The sequence below is a fragment of the Spirochaetota bacterium genome (assembly GCA_017999915.1).
Taxonomy (GTDB): domain Bacteria; phylum Spirochaetota; class UBA4802; order UBA4802; family UBA5550; genus RBG-16-49-21.
In genome coordinates this window covers 127,710-149,253 of record JAGNKX010000008.1, presented here as the reverse complement: position 1 = coordinate 149,253, position 21,544 = coordinate 127,710, and the positions used below count along the sequence as shown (strand labels likewise).

Below are 21,544 nucleotides of genomic sequence, written 5' to 3'. Positions count from 1 at the left end.
TCAGCTCTCATGGCACCCGTGCTCATGGGCATGGCAGGAAATGCCTGAATCCCTCAGGGTCCCGGCAAGCCACTCCTCGGTAACGGTTTTCACGTCACCGGCGCAACCCCTGAGCACCTTGATGCCCTGGCTGTTGAGGACATTAACGGCGCCCTCTCCCATGTTTCCGGCAAGCATCATGGTGACGCCCATCTGCGACAGGGTGTGAACAATATTGGACTTGCACCCGCACCCGGCAGGCGACATGACCTTTTCTTCTTTTATGATCTGATTTTTTTCATCCGTGGTGAATACGGTGAAATATTCACAGTGGCCGAAATGAGCGTCTACCTGGTTCTGTATCGACGGTAATGCAATTTTCATATGATTTCTCCTTGTTCTTTATTGCCATCATTAATGGCGACTTCGCCGCCTTCAATTTTTAAGGCTTTGCCGTTTATAAGCACATCGGCGATCTTTTTATGGGCCGAATCAATAATCCTGCCGAAGGTCTGACGCGATATGTTCATTTTCCTGGCGCCGTCTTCCTGATACAGGCCCTCAAGGTCGGCGAGACGAACAGCCTCAAACTCATCCAGGGTCAGTACCACCTCCTCAAGCATTGTGGCGGGAATCCCCCTCGGCTTGAAGTAGTTTGTATCGGGCACAGAGCCCACCTGTCTGCAGCATTTCGATCGTGCCATAATAAACCGCTTTGTTGTTGACATTTTGGGCATATGCCCAAATCGTGTCAAGTGGTATAATCAGAAAAATAGTAATATTTTTCACCTGAAGATATTGGTATATTTAAATTAACCATGGAAAGCGAAGACAAAAATATTATCCTGAACAGTATTGCCGACGGGGTTTTCACCGTAGACATGGATTTTCACATCACCTCCATGAACCGGGCAGCAGAGAAAATCCTGGGCATAGAAGAAAAAGATGCCCTCGGAAGGCTCTGCTACGAAGTCTTTCACGCCAATATCTGCGAGCATTCCTGCGCATTGAAAGAGACATTAAGCACAGGCAATAATATCATCAATAAGACCATCTATATCGTCAATTCCAGCGGCGAGAAAGTCCCCATCAGCGTAAGCACGGCCCTGCTCAAAAACGGCAAGGGGGCAATCATCGGCGGCGTCGAAACGTTTCGCGACATCACGGCCATCGAGACGCTCCGGAAGGAGATCGAATCGAGCTACACCTTCGAAGACATCGTGAGCAAGAGCAAGGCCATGCGCGACCTCTTCGGGATCCTCCCCGACATCGCCATCAGCGACACCTCCGTCCTTATTGAAGGGGCCAGCGGCACCGGCAAAGAGCTTATAGCCCGGGCCGTTCATTCCCTCAGCAACAGGAAGGCAAAACCCCTTGTCGTCATCAACTGCGCCGCGGTCCCCGACAACCTCCTCGAATCGGAGCTCTTCGGCTACAAGGCCGGCGCCTTCACCGACGCGAAGAAGGACAAGCCGGGCAAAATAGCCCTTGCCGAGGGAGGCACCCTCTTCCTGGACGAGATCGGCGAGATATCGCCGGCAATACAGGTGAAACTGCTCCGCTTTTTACAGGAGCGCGAATACGAACCGCTGGGGGGCGTCGCGACGGTCAAAGCGGACGTTCGCATCATCGCGGCGACAAATAAAAATCTTTCTGAAGAAATCCGGAGCGGCGGCTTCAGGGAGGACCTCTATTACCGCATCAACGTCATCAACATCCCTCTCCCGGCGTTGAGCGAGCGGAAAGAGGACATACCGTTCCTGATCAGGCATTTCATCCACAAATTCAACATACTCAAGGGCAAAGATATCGAGGGGGTCAGCGACGAGGTCATGAACATTCTGATGGACCATGATTATCCGGGCAATATCCGCGAGCTTGAGAATATCATCGAGCATGCCTTTGTTCTCTGCCGCGAGCCCTATATTCAGAAAGCGCACCTGCCCGGTCATTTTAAAAACATCGACACGCCCTTTCATGACGCCATGACCCTAGACGATATGGAGCGCGTTTATATATTGAAAGCGCTCGAAAAAAATTCATGGAACAGGAAAAACACCGCACGAGACCTTGGCATTGACACAACCACCCTCTGGAGAAAAATGAAGAATCATAAGATTTCACATGATTAGTGGGAGATTGCATATTGCAATACACGCTTTGACTATTAATTTCATTATGCAATACAAGTATGCATTTTAGTCGAACATATGGATTAATGCTCAGCTCATTATTTGAAATTGTTTTAATTACCTGCCTTCAAATCCATCCGAATTATAGAAAATAAACATTAGAATACCCTATAACCCGCATAATAACGAGAGCACCCCTTCTTTTATATTATTTAACGACACATTGTCATTATTTGGCATGATAGTTGCAATTATATAATGATATGAAAAGCGAGTTGATAGCGGTTCCGGTGTTTCAAAATCGAGTGTCTCCACTCCTGGATGTTTCCAGCAGATATGCAATATTTGAGACAGTGGACGGCCACATCAAGCAGAAGATGGATATTTCCCTGAACACGGAGTGTGAGACCCGGCGCGTGGAAAAGCTCAAGGAAATCGGCGTGGACACCATCATTTGCGGAGCGGTGAGCGGATGCGTGGCGCATATCATAAATGAAAAAGGGATGCGCCTGCTTCCGATGATCTACGGCCCTGTGGAGGAAATAATCGAGCATTATCTAACAGATACGCTGAGCTCATATTGTCCGGGACCAGGCAGATGCTCTGGGCGCCCGGGACAGCGGTTCGGAAAATGCGGAAGGAAATCCGCCGTGAACAAGAATAAAACAGGAAGAGAGGATAATCAATGAAACTAGCCATACCGGCATCAGGCAAAGACCTTGACGCGGCAATGGACGAACGGTTCGGCCGCGCCGCGGGATTCATCATATACGACATGGAGACCGATTCCCATGAATATATGAACAATGTGAAGAACCTGGACGCGGCCCAGGGCGCCGGGATCCAGTCCGCCAAAACGGTCACTGACTCGGGAGCGGGGGTCCTCATCACCGGCAACGTCGGCCCCAAGGCCCATGCCGCCCTGACCGCGGCGGGCATCGAAATATTTCTCAAGAATGGAGGCACGGTGGGCGAAGCGATCGAGGCGTATCGTTCCGGCTCACTGGAAAAAACAGCGGCGGCGAACGTCGAGGGCCACTGGTAAGCATCGTTTCAAATCTTGTGCTCATCAAGGGAGGCGCAGATGAACGAATCAACGGTTTATAATCAATTTAACGGCTACAATGCCTATCCTCTTGGGAAAGGCGACCAGATGATTCGGACAAGGATGGTCGAGCTATTCGACAGGATCATCAGGAAGAATGAAACCTGTCTCGTCAAGGCGCGGGACAAGGGAATGGAAAAGCTGATGTCCAGGATACTGGCGGTACGGTCGCGGATGGACCGCATACGAAAAGAGATGAGTCATTTCGAGCCGGGCGTTGAATACAAGTTCGATCCCATATCTCCCGAAGACCTGTCGGCGCTTAAAGAAATCGACGGCAGGCTGGAACAGATCATCCAGGAGTGCGTCAGCGCCATTGAATCACTGACCTGCATGGAGACCGACCTGCACATAAGCGACCGGTTCTCGATGATGGACGCCTCTCTGCGGGAGATCGAGAGCCTCTGCCACAGACGCATGGCGATATTCAGAAAATTGAGGGTCTATGGATGACGGTTTTATAAAATTTGTGATTGATAAAAACAGTCATGGCGATAGGAAGAACGCCACGGGGACGGAGAACGGGTCCCCCGGGAAGAAGATTAAGCGAGATCGGCGCCGATAGAGACGCTTCACGACATGCCTTCTTTCATAGAGAATGGCGCTCCCCGGCGGAGAACAATTAGAGCCGGGGAGCGCTTATCGTATTAAAAATTCATTTCAAGGATGCGACATGAAAACAAAGATTACCGTATTGTGCGAGAACAGCGTTGTAGTTCCGGCCCCGCCCCTCATCGGCGAGCATGGTTTTTCCTGCCTGATCGAATCGGGGGACACCACCCTTTTTGACACGGGCCAGGGATTCGGGATCGTGAACAACATGCAGAAAATGGGAAAGCAATTCGACGCCATCGGCCGCGTCGTGTTGAGCCACGGCCACTTCGACCATACCGGCGGCCTCCTTGCCGTGCTCCAGAACAGGAAGGAAAAGACCCAGGTGTACCTTCACCCCGACGCCTTCAACGACAAGAAGGCGGTCGTGCCCCTTCCGCAGAACACCATCGAGCTGCCCATCGGGATGCGCGCCTCGCGGGAAGATTATGAAAAAGCTGGCGCCCAATTCAATATTATCAAGGGCTTCACGAAGATAAATGATAATATATCGGCGCTTTCAGACGTGAAGCGCCCGGCGGACTGGAAAACATGGGACGTCCGCCTCAAGCAGAAGATCAACGGCGCGATCGTCGATGATCCCTTCACGGACGATCTCTCGCTTATTATCGATACTGAGTCCGGACCGGTGGTGCTTCTCGGGTGCGCCCACGCGGGCATCGTGGAGATACTGGACGATCTTTCCGAAAAGACGGGCCACAAGGAATTTCACGCCGTTATCGGCGGCACCCACCTTGAAAGCGCCCCTGAAGAGTACGTGGCAAAGGCGATGGACACGCTGAGGCGGTATCAGGTCAAAAAAATAGCCGTGTCACACTGCACGGGACTCAAGATGGCGGCGCGGTTCGCCGCTGAATTCAAGAACGAGTTCGCCAACGCCTCGGTCGGCAGCTCCTTTGAATTTTAATCGGCACGGTGATCATGAATATTGCCATCGCCAGCGGAAAAGGAGGGACCGGAAAAACAACGATTGCCATGTCCCTGGCCGCCCACTTTGCCGGCAGCGGCGTGACGGTCGCCCTTCTCGACTGCGACGTCGAGGAGCCGAACGTCAATCTTTTCCTTAAAGCCGAGATAACCGGGACGGAGGAGTTCGCCGTCCCGGTTCCCATTGTCGATGAAGCCCTCTGCAGCGGCTGCGGCCAGTGCGAGGGCCTATGCGCCTTCAGCGCCATAGTCCTGGTCAAGGGAAAACCGCTGCTGTTCGCCGACATGTGCCATTCCTGCGGCGGTTGTTATCACGTCTGCCCCGAAGGCGCGATCTCGGAAATCGACAGGACCACCGGCGTCACTGAATCCGGGTCCCGCGACGGCATTCTATTCGCCGGCGGCAGGCTCAACATCGGGGAGGCCATGTCGCCGCCCCTCATCAGGGCGGTGAAGCTGTGCCATCCCGACTCGGAGATACGGATCATCGACTCCCCGCCGGGCACGTCCTGCCCGGCGGTCGAGGCGATGAAGGAGAGCGATTACATCGTGCTGGTCACCGAGCCGACGCCCTTCGGGCTGAACGATCTCATCCTCGCCGTCGGCGCGGTGCGTGCGCTGGGCACACCCTTCGGCGTGGTTGTCAACAGGTCCGACATGGGAGACAGGGGCGTCTTCGATTACTGCGCCGCCGAAGGGATAGAGATCATTGCGCGCATCCCCAATGTGAGAAAAATCGCCGAGGACTACTCGCGGGGAGACTGCGTTTCCTATCTCCTGGCGAATCACGCGGAGGATTTCAGGAACATCACCCTGCACTTAACCAGGAATCATAAGGAGCATGCGCGATCATGATACGCGAACTGGTAATCATCAGCGGCAAGGGTGGCACGGGTAAAACGAGCGTGGCGGCCTCGCTGGCGTGCCTCGCGCGAAACAAGGTCATCGCCGACTGCGATGTGGACGCCGCGGACATGCACCTGGTGCTGAAACCCGATGTGCGATCGACAACGGTCTTTGCAGGCGGAAAGAAGGCCGTCATTAACGGGAAGACCTGCACGGCCTGCGGGGAATGCCTCCGGTACTGCCGCTTTGACGCGATCAGCGATGATTTCGCCGTCGACCCGATATCCTGCGAGGGATGCGGCGTCTGCGTCCGATTCTGCCCCGCCGGCGCAGTCACGATGAACGATCACGTGTCCGGGGAATGGTTCCTGTCCGATACCCGCCACGGCCCTCTCGTCCACGCGAAGCTCGGCATCGCCGAGGGGAACTCGGGCAAGCTGGTCACCCTCATCAAGAAAAAGGCGCGGGAAATCGCCGGCGAAAAAGGATACGAACTTGTCATCGTCGACGGCTCGCCGGGCACCGGATGCCCGGTCATCGCCACGATGTCGGGCGCCGCTGTCGCCCTGGTCGTGACCGAACCGACCGTATCGGGCATCCATGACCTGAAGAGAATCCATGAACTGGCCCGTCATTTCAACATAAAGACAGCGGTATGCGTGAACAAGGCGGACATCAACCTGGAGAAGGTCGCCGAAATAAAGACCTTCTGCGCGCGCAACGGCATCACGGTGGCGGGCGAGATACCCTATGACACGGACGTTAGCCGCGCCCAGATCGCCGGCCAAAGCGTGGTGGAGCACTCCGCCGGGGCGGCGGCCCAATCCATACTATCATTATGGAATCGGATTTCGTCACTTATTCAGGATAATTAAATTCAAAGAGAGGTACCATCAATGAGCAAAAAAAGGATAGTAATCATCGGCGGAGTCGCCTGCGGCCCCAAGGCCGCTTCACGAATACGCCGACTCGACCCAGAAGCGGAAATTACCATCGTCGAGAAAGGCGAGCTTCTTTCCTATGCCGGGTGCGGCCTCCCCTTTTATCTATCAGGAGAGGTAAATGACTATAAAGAGTTAATGACCACGCCGGCAGGTGTCGTCAGGGACACGATTTTTTTCAAAAACGTCAAGGATATAACAGTATTGAACAAGACGCTGGCCAAGCGCATCGACCGCCAAGGGAAGAAGATTCACGCCGTCAAGGTTGATTCTGGAGAGGAAGCTGAAATCCCCTACGATACCCTGGTATTGGCCACCGGGTCGAGCCCCGTTGCGCCTCCCATTCCCGGCATGGACCTGAACGGCGTGAATTTCCTCACCACGGTGGAGGATGGCCGAAAGATCCGCGATATGGAAAAACAACTTATCGGTAAAAACGCGGTTATCATCGGCGGCGGGCTCATTGGAATCGAAGTGACGGAATCATTCGTCAGCCAGGGCATGAATGTTACGGTTATAGAGAAAATGGACAAGGTTCTGCCATCACTCCTGGACGACGAGATGGCCTTCCATGTACATAACGAACTGAAGGCACAGGGGGTCAACCTCGTACTTGGAGCATCCGTTATGAAAATCAATGGAGACGACCAGGGTAATGTCATAAGCGTATCCACCTCACAGGGCGGCTTCCCAGCCGACCTGGTGCTGGTCGCAATCGGGAACAAACCAGCGGTTTCACTTGCGGCGGATGCCGGTCTTGAGATAGGCGTAACAGGAGCCATACGCGTTGACAAACACCTGCGCACCTCCGATCCGTCGATTTACGCCGGAGGCGATTGCGTTGAGAACACCAGTATTGTAACTGGCGGACCCATATATGCTCCCATGGGGTCAACGGCGAACAAGCACGGCAGGATCATCGCCGATAATATCTGCGGGAAAACATCGGAGTATCCCGGCGTCATGGGGACAGTCATCTGCAGGGTTTTTGACATAAATGTCGCGCGGACCGGCCTTACTGAATCGAGCGCCAGGCAGTCCGGCCATAACATTGTTATCGTGCTCAGTCCTGCTCCGGACCGGCCCCACTTCCATCCCGAGGCCAAACTGATAATCATCAAGCTGATCGTTGATACCGCGACACGGAGGATCCTGGGGGCACAGATTATCGGCCCCGGAGACGTGGCAAAACGGATTGAGATAGTCATAACCGCCATGACCCAGGGATTGAAAATCGATGATTACGGCAATCTCGACCTCGCTTACGCCCCGCCATTTTCACCGGCGATGGACAATATCATCACAGCCGCGAATATCGCTCAAAACAAGATCAACGGAATAGCCCGTTCAATACCGCCCCGCGAAGTCAAAGAAATGATTGACCGGAACGAGGATTTTGTTTTTCTCGATGTCCGTTCGCCCCAGGAATTCGAGCAGGTAAGGATTGACGACAAGCGCGTCACTCTCATCCCTCTCGGAAAGCTGCGCGAGCGTTGCTCCGAGCTGCCGAAGGATAGGGATATAATTCCCTTCTGCAAAATTTCCCTTCGCGGTTATGAGGCGCAGAAGATCCTGGAAGCGGCTGGTTTCAGCAATGTGCGCTTCATGGACGGCGGTATCGTATGCTGGCCCTATGCCAAAATTGCAAAAAAATGATCCTGGCCGGGACCAGGACTTAAAATAGAAGGGCAAATATCAAGTGAGATCAACCGATATCATCATGAAACCGATCGGCGTCATACATACGCCGTTTAAAAGCGTATCGGACAGTATCCCGGTGCAGGGCCGCCTCCATCCCGGCGCTGAAGGGTATATCGAGCTCATCGATGAGTACCGGGATGCATCCCGCGATCTCGAGGGTTTTTCACATATATTCCTTCTCTATCATCTCCATGTCAGCAATGAGGAAAGGACGATTACCAAACCGTACATGGACACGGAGCAACGCGGCGTATTTTCGACCCGCTCGCCCCACCGCCCCAACCATATCGGCTTGTCCCTCGTCACCCTTGTCGGCGTTACGGGGGGAAGATTGACCGTACGCGACGTGGATATGCTCGACGGGACGCCGCTCCTTGACATCAAGCCGTATAATCCGCGCTTTGACGCTCCCTCTGATGATGACGAAGTAAGGACCGGCTGGATGAAAACCATATCAACGGGCCATTCCGATGGAGTGACGACAAAAACGAGAAGCCACGACGAATGGCTGCAGAAACCGTTTAAGGATAAATAGTATTTAATTAGTACGCACTATAATATTAACAGGAGTATAGATTATCATGTCCAGCATCAAGGAAAACGAAAAAAAGCAAAGCGCCTGCGCGCAGGGGGCGAACAAGGACGAGGAGGAGAAAGCCGCCCTCCGGGAAAACCTGTCCCGCATAGGGCATAAAATAATCGTTCTTTCAGGAAAGGGGGGGGTCGGGAAAAGCACGGTCGCCGTCAACCTCGCCGTCTCCCTCGCGGAAAAAAAATTCAGGACCGGACTCCTCGACATCGACATCCACGGGCCCAGCGTGCCGAAGCTGCTCGGCATGGAGCTCGGCCAGGTGGTGGGAACCAGTAACGGCAAAATGACGCCGGTCCCCTACAATGAATTCCTCAAGGTCATCTCGATCGGATTTTTGCTTCAGGATCACGATACTGCGGTGATCTGGCGGGGGCCGATGAAGTACACCGTCATCAAGCAGTTCCTGTCCGAGGTGGAATGGGGCGACCTTGACTACCTCATCGTCGATTCCCCTCCGGGCACCGGCGACGAGCCCCTGTCGGTATGCCAGCTCATCGATAACGCCGACGGGGCCGTCGTGGTCACCACGCCCCAGGACGTGGCCCTCATCGACGTGCGCAAGTCCGTCAGCTTCTGCAAGCAGCTCAACATGCCGGTCATAGGGGTCATCGAAAACATGAGCGGCTTCACCTGCCCCCATTGCGGCAAGGAAACGAACATTTTCAAAAACGGCGGCGGAAGGAAAATGGCGGAAGACATGGGCGTGCCCTACCTCGGGGAAATACCGATCGAGAGCCATATCGTCGCCAGCGGCGACAGCGGCAATCCCTTTCATGGGAACAACGGGGCGGAAAAAACGCCCGCCCATAAAAGCTTTTCCAATATCGTCGACACCATACTGCAAGGAGCTAAAAAATGAAGATAGCATTACCAGTATCGGATAAGAAATTGTGCCTCCATTTCGGTCACTGTGATCAATTCGAAGTGTTCGACGTGGACGACACCACGAAGCAGATCAGCGGACGGGCGACCTTCAACGCTCCGCCCCATGAGCCGGGCCTTCTGCCGCGCTGGCTCGCCGATAAAGGCGTCAAGTGCGTCATAGCCGGCGGCATCGGTTCCCGCGCCGTGTCCATATTCAAGGAAAACGGCGTCGCCGTCATAACCGGCGCCCCGGCGGGAGAGCCATCGGCCATAGTGAAGGACTACCTGGACGGGCACCTGGTTACGGGATCGAACGTCTGCGATCACTAGGGGGAGCCATGGGAAAAAAATTTTTTTTAACAGCAGCGATCATGGGGGCGCTCCTTTTTGTGTTCACAGGCGTCCAGGCGAAAGAAAAAAAAGCCTATGTTGATCTGCGCGAATTCGCCCGGGCAAAGGTCGAAAAAATCGAGCGGATCCGGACCGGGGGGGCCGGCGCCTCCCTCGTCGAGATGCGCGTGCACCTGCGCATCATCGACGGCGAAAGGAAAGGGCAGACCCACGTGTCCGTCTACCGGGGCGAGGACGACATGCCGCGGGACATGTTCTACCGCGAGGGCAACACCGTGTTCATTGGCATTTCCCGGATGGACGGCGCCGACGATGTCGAGCAGATATCCATCTACGATGTGGACAACACGGCCGGCATTGTCATTCTTGCCATACTGCTCGTCGTCTCCATAGTGTTCGTCGGAAGATTGCGCGGAGTACTTTCGATGCTCTCCCTGATCGCGACGATCATCCTGATATTCTATGTCCTGATCCCCATGACCCTTAAGGGGCATTCGCCGCTTCCGATCGCGGTGGGGACTTCGCTTTTCGCGATCTTGATCACGGTTCCCATCATCCTCGGTTTCAAGACAAAGACCCTGGCGGCCATACTGGGGGCCTCGTCCGGCGTGCTCCTGGCGACGGCCCTCGCCCTTTTCTCCGGGTGGATCATGCACCTGTCGGGCATCGTCACCGGCGAGATGATGACGGTGTTTTACGCCTCGTCCATCGATGTCAATCTGCGCGGCCTCGCCCTTGCCGGCATCGTGATCGCCGCCCTGGGCGCCATCATGGACGTCTGCATCTCCATCGTATCGGCCACCGAGGAGATTTTCCGGGTACATCCCGAGATTTCCGTCTCGGAAGCGTTTAAATCAGTCATCACCGTCAGCTCCGACATGCTCGGGGCCACGGTAAACACCCTCATGTTCGCCTACGTCGGGAGCGCCCTGCCCCTGGTCCTTCTCATCGCCATGCGTTTCGACCCGGCAACGCCCCTCATGCTGGTGTTCAATTATAACCCGGTGCTCTCGGAGCTGGTGAAATCGGCGGTCGGATGCATCGGCATGTTTCTCAGCATGCCCCTGACCGCGATCATCTGCATAGAGCTTAACAAGCGGAAGCAGATGAAGCGGGCCGCGGTAAAATAAAAAAGAAATCTCACTTGACAATGATTATCAATTGCATCTGATGTACTTCAAACAATAGCAGGGCCGATAAAACGCTATTGGTATTTCAATTACTTCACAACGATCATGGACAGCTTCAAAGGAAAGATATACACGTTCAGGCAGTACCGGGAGGATCTCGGTTTTATCATGCAAAACATACCGGGATTCGTCAGGGCCTTCAGGAATAAAGCCATTGCCAGATCTTTCTCGGAAAAAATCATGCTGGTGGTCACGGCCGTCAACGGCTGCCGCTACTGCTCATGGTTCCACGCGAAACAGGCCCTTTCCTCCGGCATGACCGAAAACGAGATCAGGGAGATCCTGGACCTGCAATTCCACGCCAACGCTTCCGCACAGGAGATTCCGGCTTTGCTCTACGCGCAGAACTACGCTGAAACGGACAGAAAGCCGGACCCGGAGGTAACGAACAGGCTTTTCGATTATTATGGCGAAAGAACGGCGGAAGATATCATACTCTACATTCGGGCCATTTTCTTCGGCAACCTGAGCGGCAACACCTTCGACGCCTTTCTGTCAAGGATCCGCGGCGTCAAGGCGGAAAACAGCGCCCTGGCATTTGAATTCTTTTTCTTCCTGCTGAATTTTCCCTTCCTTTTCCCGCTTTCCTTGTTCCTGAAAAAAAAGAGCGGTGCAATCGAATCATGAAAGAAGAGCATGACGATAAAACGGCTTATTGCCGCGCCCTGGGACATTATGTGCCGTTCAGATACTGCCGCACCGTAAGCGAAGGGATGCCGTGCAGGAGGATCAAAGACTGCTGGTTCGAAACAATCGACATTGAACACTATATCAGCGGCAACTTTTCCGAATCCGAGATAGCGCGGATATTCGCTCCGCCTCCCGATAAGATATCAAGCCTTTTCGACCTGATACAAAAAGCCCGCGGCACGGACGGCTCACATCAATGAACATTGCAACTGTTATGTTGTACCACAATATGCCACAGGAAGGAAAATAATGCCAATCTATCAGATCAAAGACCGGAAACCAATCATCGGCGAAGGCGCCTGGATCGCCCCGACCGCTGAAATCATCGGCGACGTGCGCATCGGGAAAAACTGCTATGTCGGGTGGGGGGCCATCCTCCGGGGCGACTACGGAACCATCACCATCGGCGACGAGAGCGCCATAGAGGAAGGGGTCATCATCCACGCCCGTCCCCTCAACAAGACGGAAATCGGCGTCCGGGTCACCGTGGGGCACGGCGTCATGATCCATAACGCCGTCATCCGGGATTACGCCACCATAGGCATGAGGGCCACCATAAGCGATTTCTCCGAAGTGGGGGAATGGTCCCTGGTGGCCGAGCAGGCGCTGGTTACGAGGAAGCAGATAATACCGCCGGGTAAAATCTACGCCGGCGTTCCGTCCCGCGAGCTCGGCGATCTGAAGGAGCATAACAAGACCGAATGGACCTGGGCCAAGCAGATCTATGTTGACCTGGCCAAGCAGTACAAGACCGATTGTTCCGTCATAGGGTGACATGGCGGTGATTTCATTTTATAAAAATCAATAGAAGGAACGGCATGGAGACTTCCGAATTCAACCACTTTGGCAGATCGAATGACCCTGACAGCAGCGCCTCCGTCAAAGGAATCTGCGGAGACGAGATGGAGTTTTACCTCGTTATACAGAACGATGTCATAACGGATGCCAGGTTTTACACCGACGGGTGCGGCCATACCGGCATTTGCGGGGAAACGGCTGCACAGCTGGTCGAGGGAAAGCATATCGACGAGGCCATGGGCATTTCGCCCGCCGCGATAAGAAACGAGGTCGCGGACCTGCCGGAAGACCATGTCCATTGCTCCATACTGGCGGCCATGGCGCTCTTAAAGGCCATTGCCGATTATGTATATAAAAAGAGCGTAACGTGACGCTCTTTCCGTGAACGGCTTATCTGCGGCGTTCATTGCCGCCCCCATGGCTGTGTGATCGATCCTGATGGGCGATCATTCTTATCCGCGCTTTTCGAGCAGATCAAGAGCCGAGGCGAAGCGCCGGTCGATTTCTTCGGAAAGCACGGCGATCCGCGCGAACTCCTCCGCGATATCGTTAAAACCCGATTGAATCGACTGGGCGCGCCATTTCTTTAAATCCTCGATATGATCCAGGTTGTGCTTTTTGAGATACGGGATAAGCGTCCTGAGCCGTTCCGGATTCAGATCGGCACTATGCGTTTCATGGGTATGGGTATGGGTATGGCCATGGTCATGGTGATGCCTATGACCATGATGCCCGTTTTCTTCATTCATTGATAACCCCCCTTTTTCAGATCCCCCTTCTTAATATGACCCGGGAATTCATGAAATCTATCTTTTCAATTACCGCCCTGACGACTTTCTGTTCGCCAAAAAGGGTCGATAAAACGACGGTATTCTCCTCGACTCTCAATATGGCGGTTTCCGCGAATATCTGTTCTTCCCCCGCATTATCTTTTATCCATACGGTCGGCATGCACATGGCGGAACCTCCGGTTATGCTGAAAATGGACTGCCCTGCAGTATTTCATTTTTACTCACCACTGGCAATTATTTTTTTTGAGCCATTGCTCCATAAGCGGCCGGCATGGTCCCCGTCGGATATCCGCGCGCCCATGCGGGCAGGCCGGTGGCGTAGAACATATTCCTCCATCCCCGGCCGCCGCCGAAGCCGCGTCCTCCGCCGCCAGAACCCCGTCCCCGGCCGCAAGCCGGGTTCATATATCCGGGAGCCCCGTTGCCAGCGCATAACCCCGCGCCTCTTCCCGTCATCGGTCCGTATCCGAGCGGACCGGTCCTGTCTCCCCGTGGCATATCAAACCTCCTTGATACAAATAATAATGAAAACCATTTTCATTAAAATCTTAAAAAAATCATCCCCTTCTGCATTGATCGCAAAAGCCGTAAAAGCTGATCGCGTGATCGGTGATATCGAAATCATATTTCTTTGAAAGCCGGCCCTGGGTCTTGCCGATGAACTCAAGCTCGTCATCGAGAAACTCCGAATAATCGATGATCGCCTTGCAGCGGAGGCAGATCAGGTGATGATGGTGTTTCTTTCCATCCGGATTATTGACGAGCTCGTACCGGGCCTTGCCGTCGCCGAAATCGAACTTCTGAACAATGCCCATCTGCGTCAGCATGTCCAGGGTGCGATACACCGTGGTGAGTCCTATGGACGGGTTCATCTCGTGCGCCTTAACGTATACGTCGGTGGCGCTCACGTGATCGTCGGTTTCATGGAGCACATCGATCACGACCTCGCGCGGCGCCGTCACGCGCGCCCCGATGTCGTGGAACCGGTTTTGCCACCACGCTCCTCCTCCGTGTCCTTTGCCTCTCAATTCATCCTCGCGATTCTAATTGAAAATGATTTTCATTATCAATATATCGAAAACAACCTGTGCCGTCAACAATTTAATGAATAATTCCAGAAAAATACTTATGAGAAATAATTGTTTATTTCAGCATGCCGATATACCGGCTATGGATGTCATCAAGGGCTGCGCTATTTGCCATATTGTCAATTAAGAAATATGCTTCTCATAAGGGTAAATGCTTGAAAAAAAATTGCCGCTGCTTATCCTTCACCGGTGAAACATCAGCCAGGTACAATCGCATTCTTTATTAACGCGCGTCAGGCTGCTGCCGGAATACCGGAATAACCCCCACGGTGCCGCCGCCCATCATGATGGTCTATCGGCGGCATGGGCCGGGCAAAAGCCCCAAGGAGATACAATGAAGCAGACATTCGCGTTTTACTACTCAATGAAGTTTGAGCCGCTCAAGCTGAAGACGACCATTCCCGCCCATATCGCCTATTGGGAGGAAAAGGCGCCCGAGGCCTTTTCCGACGGGCCCTTCAGGGACAGGACAGGAGGCCTGATCATCTTCCCCGCGGTGGACCGGGAGACGGCGGAAGATATTTGCAAAAAAGACCCCTACATCAAGGAAGGGCTTATCACGGAATACTGGGTAAAGGAATGGCTTGTCAGCCACCAGCGCTGAACGCTCCGCCTTGAAACAGCGAGGTATTGAACCATTGACATCCATGTAGTCCGGGAGCAATCCTTATTAACCGGTTTGATGGCTTCCATAATCCGCCATGATACCGCTCATTCCCTATGGCGCATCCTTTCTCAGGGTAAGCCTTTTCACTCCCTTTATCTGCCTGAAGTTCGCGCCCTGGCTCACGCATTTCAGGGCCAGGGCGGCGTCTGCCACCCGCGTGCCGCAGAGCGCGTCAACGCCGTAGTCGAACAGGACGTCGGACATGGGGACCGAATCCCCCAGCATTATGATATAGGACCCGCGCCGGCACAGATCCAGCAGCCGGGGCAGGGTATGGTTTGTTATGGAAGTCCCGGTTATCGCCACGACATCGGCACGGGGGATAACGTCGTCGGCATCCGCTTCCATCATATCCCCTTCCCGGTCACAAACTTAGGACACTGTGCGAAAAAGGTCCAGCAGGTCTCCCGGCTTCCGCAGCAGATGCTTTGCCCCATGTGCTCGCAACTCCTCCGCGTCCCTGAATCCCCAGAGCGCGCCAACGGGCAACATGCCGGCCGCCGCCGCGGTCTTCATGTCAACGTCCGAGTCTCCCAGGTACAGGAACACCGCGGGATCGATTCCCATTTGGCGGGCGATGTATAATGCCGCCGAGGGGTCTGGCTTCTTCGGGAACACATCGGAGGCGCCCATAATGATCCGGAACGGCCAGGCGCCGAGAAAATGGCCGCCCATGATCCGGGTAAAATCATCGGGCTTGTTCGACAGGATCGACATTGCCACGTCCCGCTCAACCAGGCCGTCCAGCATGGTCTCTATGCCGGGATAGAGCCTGGTCTTGACGCCCCACCGATGAGCGTACTCTTTGCGCATCTGCATCGAAATATCCGCGGCCGTCCCGTCATCGACGCCGGCTGGAAGCGTTCTTCTGGCCAGATCGCCGACGCCGCCGCCGATAAATTTTTTATAGCGCTCGGCAGGATGGGGCTTAAACCCGTTTTTCTCAAGGACCGCGTTCATCGAGTCGGCGATGTCATGAAGCGTGTCCAGGAGGGTTCCGTCCAGATCGAATAAGACCGCCTTATATTTCATGATTTACTTTCATATCATTATTGATGAGATTTTTCACATATTCGCCGATGGCCAATGAGCTGGTCAGGCCCGGCGATTCGATGCCGATGAGATTTATCAGATGGGGAAAACCCCTGTCCCCTTCATCCCGTATATAAAAATCCTTCACCTCGGGATCGCCGGGGCCCTGGATCTTCGGCCTGATGCCGGCGGTATCGGGCTGAAGATCTTCACGGAGCAGCTCCGGAAAAATCTTTTTCGCCGAGCGATAATAGTAGTCCAGCTTCTCATTGCCGACGGAGTAATCGTCGATGGCGCTCACGTACTCGGTATCGGGACCGAAGCGCATCCTGCCGCCCAGATCGATGGTCGCGTGCACTCCCAGGCCGGTCAGTTTTTTTTCAGGCACCGGATAGACCAGGTGGCGGCATTTGAGCGGTCCCGTGTAGGAAAAATAGGATCCCTTGCAGGGATAGAGCGTCGGCGCCGGAACACCGATCATGGCCGCTATGGCCGTCGCTGACAGGCCGGCGGCATTGACGCAACACTCCGATGTGAACGAGGCGCCGTCTTGGAGCTTGATCTCGTAACAACCGGCGCGCCGCACCGACACAACGGGGGCGTTATAGAGGACGGTCCCGCCCTTCTGTTTCACGTCATTTTCCAGGGACTTCATCAGGGAATGGCTATCGACGATGCCTGTTTCCTTCAGGAACAGCGACGCGGTCACTTTGATGCGGGGCTCAAGAAGAAGGGATTCCTCTTTGCCCAGAAGCACGACGTTTTCAACGTTATTGCGCTCAGCCTGACGCCTGAGCCATTCCAGCTCTGCCTCTTCTTCGGGAGATGCGGCTATGATAAGCTTGCCGCATTTATTGTGGGGGATATCTTTCAGTGCGCAATAGTCGTAGAGGAGCCGTCTCCCCCTCAGGCAGAGACGGTGCTTGAGGCTCCCGGTGCGGTAATAGAGCCCGGAATGGATCACCTCGCTGTTGCGGGAGCTCGTGCCGCGGCCGAAGGTCCTTTCTTTTTCCACGACCAGGAGATCGCCGCCGCTGCCGTCCTCGGCCAAGGCCCTGGCTATGGCAAGGCCCACGACTCCGGCGCCGATGACCGTATATTTAAAATCAATTGGCACTGGAATTAATTCTCCAGCGAGGCCCCCTATCCGCGGGCATCAACGCTTGTCATAGTTCTTTTCTATCCAGGTGCGGTATTCCCCGCTCCTGACGCGGGCCGCCCATTTCTCGTTGTCCAGGTACCAGCGGATCGTCCTGTCCAGCCCGCCGTCGAAATCGTAGCTCTGGCGCCAGCCCAGCTCCTTCTTGATCTTGTCGCAATTTATGGCGTAGCGGCGGTCGTGGCCGGGACGGTCCTTCACGAAGGTGATCAGCTTTTTATAGTATTCCTTTTCCTTCCCCATGGCCGCCGCCATTTTTTCGCACAGCACATGGACCAGCTTCAGGTTCTCCCACTCGTTTTCCCCGCCTATATTGTAGGTTTCGCCGGCCCTCCCCCTGTTGACGATGAGCCACACCGCCGAGTTATGGTCATCGACGTAGAGCCAGTCCCGGATGTTTTTGCCGTCGCCGTATACCGGCAGGGGCTTCTCGTCCTGGATGTTCTGGATCATCAGCGGAATCAGCTTCTCCGGAAACTGGTAGGGGCCGTAATTGTTGGAGCAGTTCGACAGGGTCACCGGCATGTTGTAGGTGTGGCTGTAGGCCATCACCAGGTGGTCCGACGACGCCTTTGAGGCGGAATAGGGGCTCCTCGGATCATAGGGGGTCGTCTCGAAGAAATACCCGGTATCGCCCAGGGACCCATACACTTCGTCCGTGCTGACATGGTGGAAGAGGACATCATCCCTCCCGCTCCAGCATTCCCGGGCAACTTCCAGCAGATTGAAGGTCCCCATGATATTGGTCTCGATGAATTCCTTCGGCCCGAAAATGGACCGGTCCACGTGGGATTCCGCGGCAAAGTGGATCACGGTGTCGATGGCGTGCTTTTCAAAGAGCGCCTTGATTGCAGCGAAATCACACACATCGACCTTCTCGAAAAAATAGCGCTTGCCGCCGTGGGAGTCGTTTATATCCGTAAGGTTTTCAGGGTTGCCCGCATAGGTGAGCTTGTCCGCATTGACGATGGTTCCGGAAAAATCGCTCCGGCCGAAGAGGTATCGAATGAAGTTGGACCCGATAAAACCGGCCCCGCCGGTGACCATGATGTTGCTGAGCTTTCTCATCTGTATCTCCACTGATCAATAATTATTTCTTCAGACCGGCGATGCATTCTTCCAGGGCCTCCCGCCAGGGACGGCACCGGACCCCGAGGTCGCGGATCATCTTTTCTTTAGACAGGTAAGAATTCTTCGGGCGCCGCGCCTTCGTGGGATACTCCGCCGTGGTGATGGGCACGATCCGGACGTCGCGGTCGACCAGGCCGTGGCGCCGCGACAGGTCGTATATGGCCAGGGCAAATTCATGCCACGTGGTCCTTCCCTCGTTCGTATAATGATAGATGCCGTACCGCGTTGAATTGCTTTTCACCACCGTTACCAGCGCCTCCGCGAGGTCCCCGGTGAAGGTGGGGCTTCCCCACTGGTCCGCCACGACCCTCACCTCGTCCCGCTCCCTGAAGAGCCTGATCATGGTATGGACGAAATTCTTTCCCGTTTCGCCGTAGAGCCACGCGGTCCTGACTATGAAATGGCGCTCCAGGGCGGAAACAACGTGCCGCTCCCCGGCAAGCTTGCTCTCGCCGTAGGCGCCGATGGGATTCGTGGGGTCGTCCTCCCGGTAGGCCTCGGTTTTGTCGCCGTCAAACACGTAATCGGTAGAGACATGGACAAGGGCCGCGCCGATTTCGTTCGCGACCCGCGCTATGTTCAGAACGCCTTCGGCGTTGACCAGGAAGGCCTTTTCGCGCTCATCCTCGGCGGCGTCCACGGCCGTGTAGGCGGAGCAGTTGATGATCCATTCGACGGGGGAAGAGGCGGCATAGGCCTTGAGAGCGGCATAGTCGGTGATGTCGACATCGACATCGGAGGCCCTGTACGCGAGGGAATGCCGGTTCAGCGATTGCTCCACATCCGTGCCGAGCATGCCCCTGTTGCCGATGAGCCAGATCATAGGTCCGCCACGTCTTTCAGATAGGGAAGCTCCCGGTCTTTAGCGGAGACGATGGGGTCCTTCACCGGCCAGGAAACGCCGATATCGGGATCGTCCCATCGAATGCCCGTATCAAGGGCCGGATCATACTCCTCGGTGCACTTGTACTGGAGGTGCACGTCGTCCGTCAGGGCCAGGAAGCCGTGGGCGAATCCGGCGGGGATAAAGAACATCTTATTATTTTCATCGGAAAGCTCAACGCTTATCCACTTCCTGTACGCGGGGGAATCTTTCCTGAGGTCAACAGCCACATCCCAGACAGAGCCGCGGATAACGCGCACCAGCTTTCCCTGGGCCCGGGGGGCCTTCTGGAAATGGAGACCGCGGATGACGTTCCGTTTCGAAAGGGAATGGTTGTCCTGCACGAACCGGCAGGATATCCCCTCCCGGGCGAATTCCGATTCTTTGTATGACTCAAGGAAGAAGCCCCGTTCGTCCGGAAAGACCCGCGGCTCAACGAGGACAAGGCCTTTGATATCGAGACTGGTAAAGGTAAAGGGCATCAAAAAGCATCCTGTTTTAAAATTTTCAGCAGGTACTCGCCGTATCCTGATTTCCTGAGAGGCTCCGCGATGGTTCGCAACTGCGCCTCATCTATGTATTTTTTCGCGTAGGCGATCTCCTCGATGCAGGATATCTTCAGGCCCTGGCGGTCCTCAATGGCCTTCACGAACTGGGCGGCCTCTATCATCGATTCATGGGTGCCGGTATCGAGCCAGGCATAGCCGCGGCCCATGATCTTGACCTTGAGCCTGCCGCGCTTAAGGTACTGGTTGTTGACCTCGGTGATCTCCAGCTCGCCCCGGGCCGACGGCTTGATCGACTTGGCGATGGACACCACCTCGTTGTCGTAAAAATAAAGACCCACCACCGCGTAATTCGACTTCGGCTGTTTCGGTTTTTCCTCGATGGAAAGAGCGTTTCCTTTTTTGTCAAAATCTACGACGCCGTAGCGCTCCGGATCGTTCACGTAATAGCCGAACACGGTGGCGCCCGATTCGGACGCTGCCGCGTCCATCAGCATCTCCGTGAACCCATGGCCGTAGAAAATATTGTCCCCCAGGACCAGGCAGACCCTTTCCTTCCCGATGAAATCCTCCCCGACGATGAAGGCGTCGGCCAGGCCCCGGGGGCTATCCTGCACCTTGTAGGAGAGGGAGATCCCCAGCCTGCTGCCGTCGCCGAGAAGCTCATTGAAATGGGGAACATCGCTGGGTGTCGAAATGATGAGAATGTCCTTTATCCCCGCCAGCATGAGCGTGGAAAGGGGATAATAGATCATCGGCTTGTCATAGACGGGAAGAAGCTGCTTGCACATGATGTGCGTTATCGGATAGAGCCGCGTACCGGACCCGCCTGCCAGTATAATTCCTTTCATAAAAGCCTCAATAAATAGTATTATAGTTACAGAAGTATCCCTTTTATTCAGGGAATATGTACATTTTACAACACCGCAATCACAGAAGGTAAATTCTTATTGTCCCATGGTTACCCGTCAATGGGAAATTAATTTTTTTATCCCCGTTTTTTGCATATCCCGGCAACATGATACACCAGGATCCCATAGGCAACCGTGACGTTGAGGGACTGTTTCAGGCCGTGCATCGGAATATCCACCGCCATGTCGCACAGGGAGAGGAGCTCGCCGGTCACTCCCTTTACCTCGTTGCCCAGGACCAGGCAGACCGGGAAATCATACCGCGCTTCGTCATAGGGGACGCTCCGATCCGTATGCTCGAGGGCCACCATCCGGTAACCGCGGGCCTTGAGACCGCGGACGACCTCGAACTGGTTCGGGTAGTATTCCCAGGGGACGCTTTCCACGCTTCCCAGCGCGGTCTTGTCGATCTCGGAGCGCGGCGGATGGCCGGTATAGCCGCACAGGTAGAGCTTCTCGATCCCCGCGCCGTCGGAGGTGCGGAAGATGGAGCCCACGTTGTAGAGGCTCCGGATGTCCTCGCACACCACGGTCACCGGGAACCGCTTCATTTCTTTGCATTGGTCCGATGTGGGCCGGGCTGATTTCAATTCCTGATGGGTCAATTTCCTGATGACGTCGCGATCCATGGGGTCATCCATCTCCTGA

General features: G+C 54.8%; 31 protein-coding genes. 17 read left to right on the top strand and 14 right to left on the bottom strand.

Annotation, left to right across the window (positions count from 1 at the left end; all coding sequences use genetic code 11):
* A complete protein-coding gene (locus KA369_13165) occupies positions 1 to 363 on the bottom strand; it encodes a NifB/NifX family molybdenum-iron cluster-binding protein (GenBank protein ID MBP7736920.1) in 363 nt (120 codons plus the stop codon).
* The gene (locus KA369_13160; protein MBP7736919.1) at positions 360 to 683 is read right to left on the bottom strand and encodes a DUF134 domain-containing protein; all 324 of its coding nucleotides are present in this window, start codon (positions 681 to 683) and stop codon (positions 360 to 362) included. Before KA369_13160 ends, KA369_13165 begins: the two co-directional genes overlap by 4 nt.
* 114 nt (positions 684 to 797) lie before the next feature.
* On the opposite strand from KA369_13160, the gene KA369_13155 reads away from it, so the two are divergent.
* The 16 genes from KA369_13155 to KA369_13080 all read left to right on the top strand — a co-directional run bounded on the left by KA369_13155 (position 798) and on the right by KA369_13080 (position 13,099).
* Positions 798 to 2,111 carry a sigma 54-interacting transcriptional regulator gene (locus KA369_13155; GenBank protein MBP7736918.1) on the top strand — a complete coding sequence of 438 codons (1,314 nt, stop codon included), beginning with the start codon at positions 798 to 800 and terminating at the stop codon, positions 2,109 to 2,111.
* A 263-nt stretch (positions 2,112 to 2,374) separates the two neighbouring features.
* The gene (locus KA369_13150; protein ID MBP7736917.1) at positions 2,375 to 2,800 is read left to right on the top strand and encodes a hypothetical protein; all 426 of its coding nucleotides are present in this window, start codon (positions 2,375 to 2,377) and stop codon (positions 2,798 to 2,800) included.
* Positions 2,797 to 3,156, top strand: coding sequence for a NifB/NifX family molybdenum-iron cluster-binding protein (locus KA369_13145; GenBank protein MBP7736916.1), 360 nt, complete (start codon positions 2,797 to 2,799; stop codon positions 3,154 to 3,156). The genes KA369_13150 and KA369_13145 overlap by 4 nt, the downstream gene beginning before the upstream one ends.
* 39 nt (positions 3,157 to 3,195) lie before the next feature.
* Complete coding sequence (locus KA369_13140; GenBank protein ID MBP7736915.1) at positions 3,196 to 3,669, top strand: hypothetical protein; 474 nt, start codon at positions 3,196 to 3,198, stop codon at positions 3,667 to 3,669.
* Positions 3,670 to 3,889: 220 nt separating this feature from the next.
* Entirely contained in the window at positions 3,890 to 4,735 is an 846-nt protein-coding gene (locus KA369_13135) for an MBL fold metallo-hydrolase (GenBank protein ID MBP7736914.1), read from the top strand.
* Positions 4,736 to 4,749: 14 nt separating this feature from the next.
* Complete coding sequence (locus KA369_13130) at positions 4,750 to 5,610, top strand: ATP-binding protein (GenBank protein ID MBP7736913.1); 861 nt, start codon at positions 4,750 to 4,752, stop codon at positions 5,608 to 5,610.
* Entirely contained in the window at positions 5,610 to 6,476 is an 867-nt protein-coding gene (locus KA369_13125) for a 4Fe-4S binding protein (GenBank protein ID MBP7736912.1), read from the top strand. Before KA369_13130 ends, KA369_13125 begins: the two co-directional genes overlap by 1 nt.
* Before the next feature lie 21 nt (positions 6,477 to 6,497).
* The gene (locus KA369_13120) at positions 6,498 to 8,198 is read left to right on the top strand and encodes an FAD-dependent oxidoreductase (protein MBP7736911.1); all 1,701 of its coding nucleotides are present in this window, start codon (positions 6,498 to 6,500) and stop codon (positions 8,196 to 8,198) included.
* Between the two features lie 64 nt (positions 8,199 to 8,262).
* Positions 8,263 to 8,778: a tRNA (N6-threonylcarbamoyladenosine(37)-N6)-methyltransferase TrmO gene (gene tsaA, locus KA369_13115; protein MBP7736910.1), complete on the top strand. Its 516-nt coding sequence runs from the start codon at positions 8,263 to 8,265 to the stop codon at positions 8,776 to 8,778.
* A 46-nt stretch (positions 8,779 to 8,824) separates the two neighbouring features.
* On the top strand, positions 8,825 to 9,694 hold the full coding sequence (locus KA369_13110; GenBank protein MBP7736909.1) for an Mrp/NBP35 family ATP-binding protein: 870 nt from the start codon (positions 8,825 to 8,827) through the stop codon (positions 9,692 to 9,694).
* A complete protein-coding gene (locus KA369_13105) occupies positions 9,691 to 10,029 on the top strand; it encodes a NifB/NifX family molybdenum-iron cluster-binding protein (GenBank protein MBP7736908.1) in 339 nt (112 codons plus the stop codon). Before KA369_13110 ends, KA369_13105 begins: the two co-directional genes overlap by 4 nt.
* An 8-nt stretch (positions 10,030 to 10,037) precedes the next feature.
* A complete protein-coding gene (locus tag KA369_13100; protein MBP7736907.1) occupies positions 10,038 to 11,180 on the top strand; it encodes a YibE/F family protein in 1,143 nt (380 codons plus the stop codon).
* Positions 11,181 to 11,285: 105 nt separating this feature from the next.
* Positions 11,286 to 11,867: a carboxymuconolactone decarboxylase family protein gene (locus tag KA369_13095; protein MBP7736906.1), complete on the top strand. Its 582-nt coding sequence runs from the start codon at positions 11,286 to 11,288 to the stop codon at positions 11,865 to 11,867.
* Positions 11,864 to 12,130 (top strand): hypothetical protein, encoded by a 267-nt coding sequence (locus KA369_13090; GenBank protein ID MBP7736905.1) that lies wholly within the window; start codon positions 11,864 to 11,866, stop codon positions 12,128 to 12,130. Before KA369_13095 ends, KA369_13090 begins: the two co-directional genes overlap by 4 nt.
* A 49-nt stretch (positions 12,131 to 12,179) precedes the next feature.
* The gene (locus tag KA369_13085) at positions 12,180 to 12,704 is read left to right on the top strand and encodes a gamma carbonic anhydrase family protein (protein ID MBP7736904.1); all 525 of its coding nucleotides are present in this window, start codon (positions 12,180 to 12,182) and stop codon (positions 12,702 to 12,704) included.
* Between the two features lie 44 nt (positions 12,705 to 12,748).
* Positions 12,749 to 13,099: an iron-sulfur cluster assembly scaffold protein gene (locus KA369_13080; protein MBP7736903.1), complete on the top strand. Its 351-nt coding sequence runs from the start codon at positions 12,749 to 12,751 to the stop codon at positions 13,097 to 13,099.
* An 81-nt stretch (positions 13,100 to 13,180) separates the two neighbouring features.
* On the opposite strand, the gene KA369_13075 is transcribed toward KA369_13080, so the two are convergent.
* The 4 genes from KA369_13075 to KA369_13060 all read right to left on the bottom strand — a co-directional run bounded on the left by KA369_13075 (position 13,181) and on the right by KA369_13060 (position 14,547).
* A complete protein-coding gene (locus KA369_13075) occupies positions 13,181 to 13,477 on the bottom strand; it encodes a hypothetical protein (protein MBP7736902.1) in 297 nt (98 codons plus the stop codon).
* A 16-nt stretch (positions 13,478 to 13,493) separates the two neighbouring features.
* The gene (locus KA369_13070; protein ID MBP7736901.1) at positions 13,494 to 13,679 is read right to left on the bottom strand and encodes a CooT family nickel-binding protein; all 186 of its coding nucleotides are present in this window, start codon (positions 13,677 to 13,679) and stop codon (positions 13,494 to 13,496) included.
* Positions 13,680 to 13,753: 74 nt separating this feature from the next.
* Positions 13,754 to 14,017, bottom strand: coding sequence for a DUF5320 domain-containing protein (locus tag KA369_13065; GenBank protein MBP7736900.1), 264 nt, complete (start codon positions 14,015 to 14,017; stop codon positions 13,754 to 13,756).
* 59 nt (positions 14,018 to 14,076) lie between these two features.
* On the bottom strand, positions 14,077 to 14,547 hold the full coding sequence (locus KA369_13060; protein MBP7736899.1) for a transcriptional repressor: 471 nt from the start codon (positions 14,545 to 14,547) through the stop codon (positions 14,077 to 14,079).
* A 394-nt stretch (positions 14,548 to 14,941) separates the two neighbouring features.
* Here KA369_13060 and KA369_13055 point away from each other — a divergent pair, with 394 nt between their 5' ends.
* The gene (locus KA369_13055) at positions 14,942 to 15,211 is read left to right on the top strand and encodes a hypothetical protein (GenBank protein ID MBP7736898.1); all 270 of its coding nucleotides are present in this window, start codon (positions 14,942 to 14,944) and stop codon (positions 15,209 to 15,211) included.
* Between the two features lie 114 nt (positions 15,212 to 15,325).
* Here the strand turns inward: KA369_13055 and KA369_13050 are convergent, their stop codons facing one another.
* The 8 genes from KA369_13050 to KA369_13015 all read right to left on the bottom strand — a co-directional run bounded on the left by KA369_13050 (position 15,326) and on the right by KA369_13015 (position 21,525).
* The gene (locus KA369_13050; GenBank protein MBP7736897.1) at positions 15,326 to 15,625 is read right to left on the bottom strand and encodes a hypothetical protein; all 300 of its coding nucleotides are present in this window, start codon (positions 15,623 to 15,625) and stop codon (positions 15,326 to 15,328) included.
* 21 nt (positions 15,626 to 15,646) lie between these two features.
* Positions 15,647 to 16,306, bottom strand: coding sequence for an HAD family hydrolase (locus tag KA369_13045; protein MBP7736896.1), 660 nt, complete (start codon positions 16,304 to 16,306; stop codon positions 15,647 to 15,649).
* Positions 16,296 to 17,423 (bottom strand): NAD(P)/FAD-dependent oxidoreductase, encoded by a 1,128-nt coding sequence (locus KA369_13040; protein ID MBP7736895.1) that lies wholly within the window; start codon positions 17,421 to 17,423, stop codon positions 16,296 to 16,298. The genes KA369_13045 and KA369_13040 overlap by 11 nt, the downstream gene beginning before the upstream one ends.
* A gap of 39 nt (positions 17,424 to 17,462) precedes the next feature.
* On the bottom strand, positions 17,463 to 18,533 hold the full coding sequence (rfbB, locus tag KA369_13035) for a dTDP-glucose 4,6-dehydratase (protein MBP7736894.1): 1,071 nt from the start codon (positions 18,531 to 18,533) through the stop codon (positions 17,463 to 17,465).
* 22 nt (positions 18,534 to 18,555) lie between these two features.
* A complete protein-coding gene (gene rfbD / locus KA369_13030) occupies positions 18,556 to 19,419 on the bottom strand; it encodes a dTDP-4-dehydrorhamnose reductase (protein MBP7736893.1) in 864 nt (287 codons plus the stop codon).
* Entirely contained in the window at positions 19,416 to 19,961 is a 546-nt protein-coding gene (gene rfbC / locus KA369_13025; GenBank protein MBP7736892.1) for a dTDP-4-dehydrorhamnose 3,5-epimerase, read from the bottom strand. Before rfbC ends, rfbD begins: the two co-directional genes overlap by 4 nt.
* Positions 19,961 to 20,836: a glucose-1-phosphate thymidylyltransferase RfbA gene (rfbA, locus tag KA369_13020; protein MBP7736891.1), complete on the bottom strand. Its 876-nt coding sequence runs from the start codon at positions 20,834 to 20,836 to the stop codon at positions 19,961 to 19,963. Before rfbA ends, rfbC begins: the two co-directional genes overlap by 1 nt.
* 137 nt (positions 20,837 to 20,973) lie before the next feature.
* Complete coding sequence (locus KA369_13015) at positions 20,974 to 21,525, bottom strand: RNA methyltransferase (GenBank protein MBP7736890.1); 552 nt, start codon at positions 21,523 to 21,525, stop codon at positions 20,974 to 20,976.
* Positions 21,526 to 21,544 lie beyond the last annotated feature (19 nt).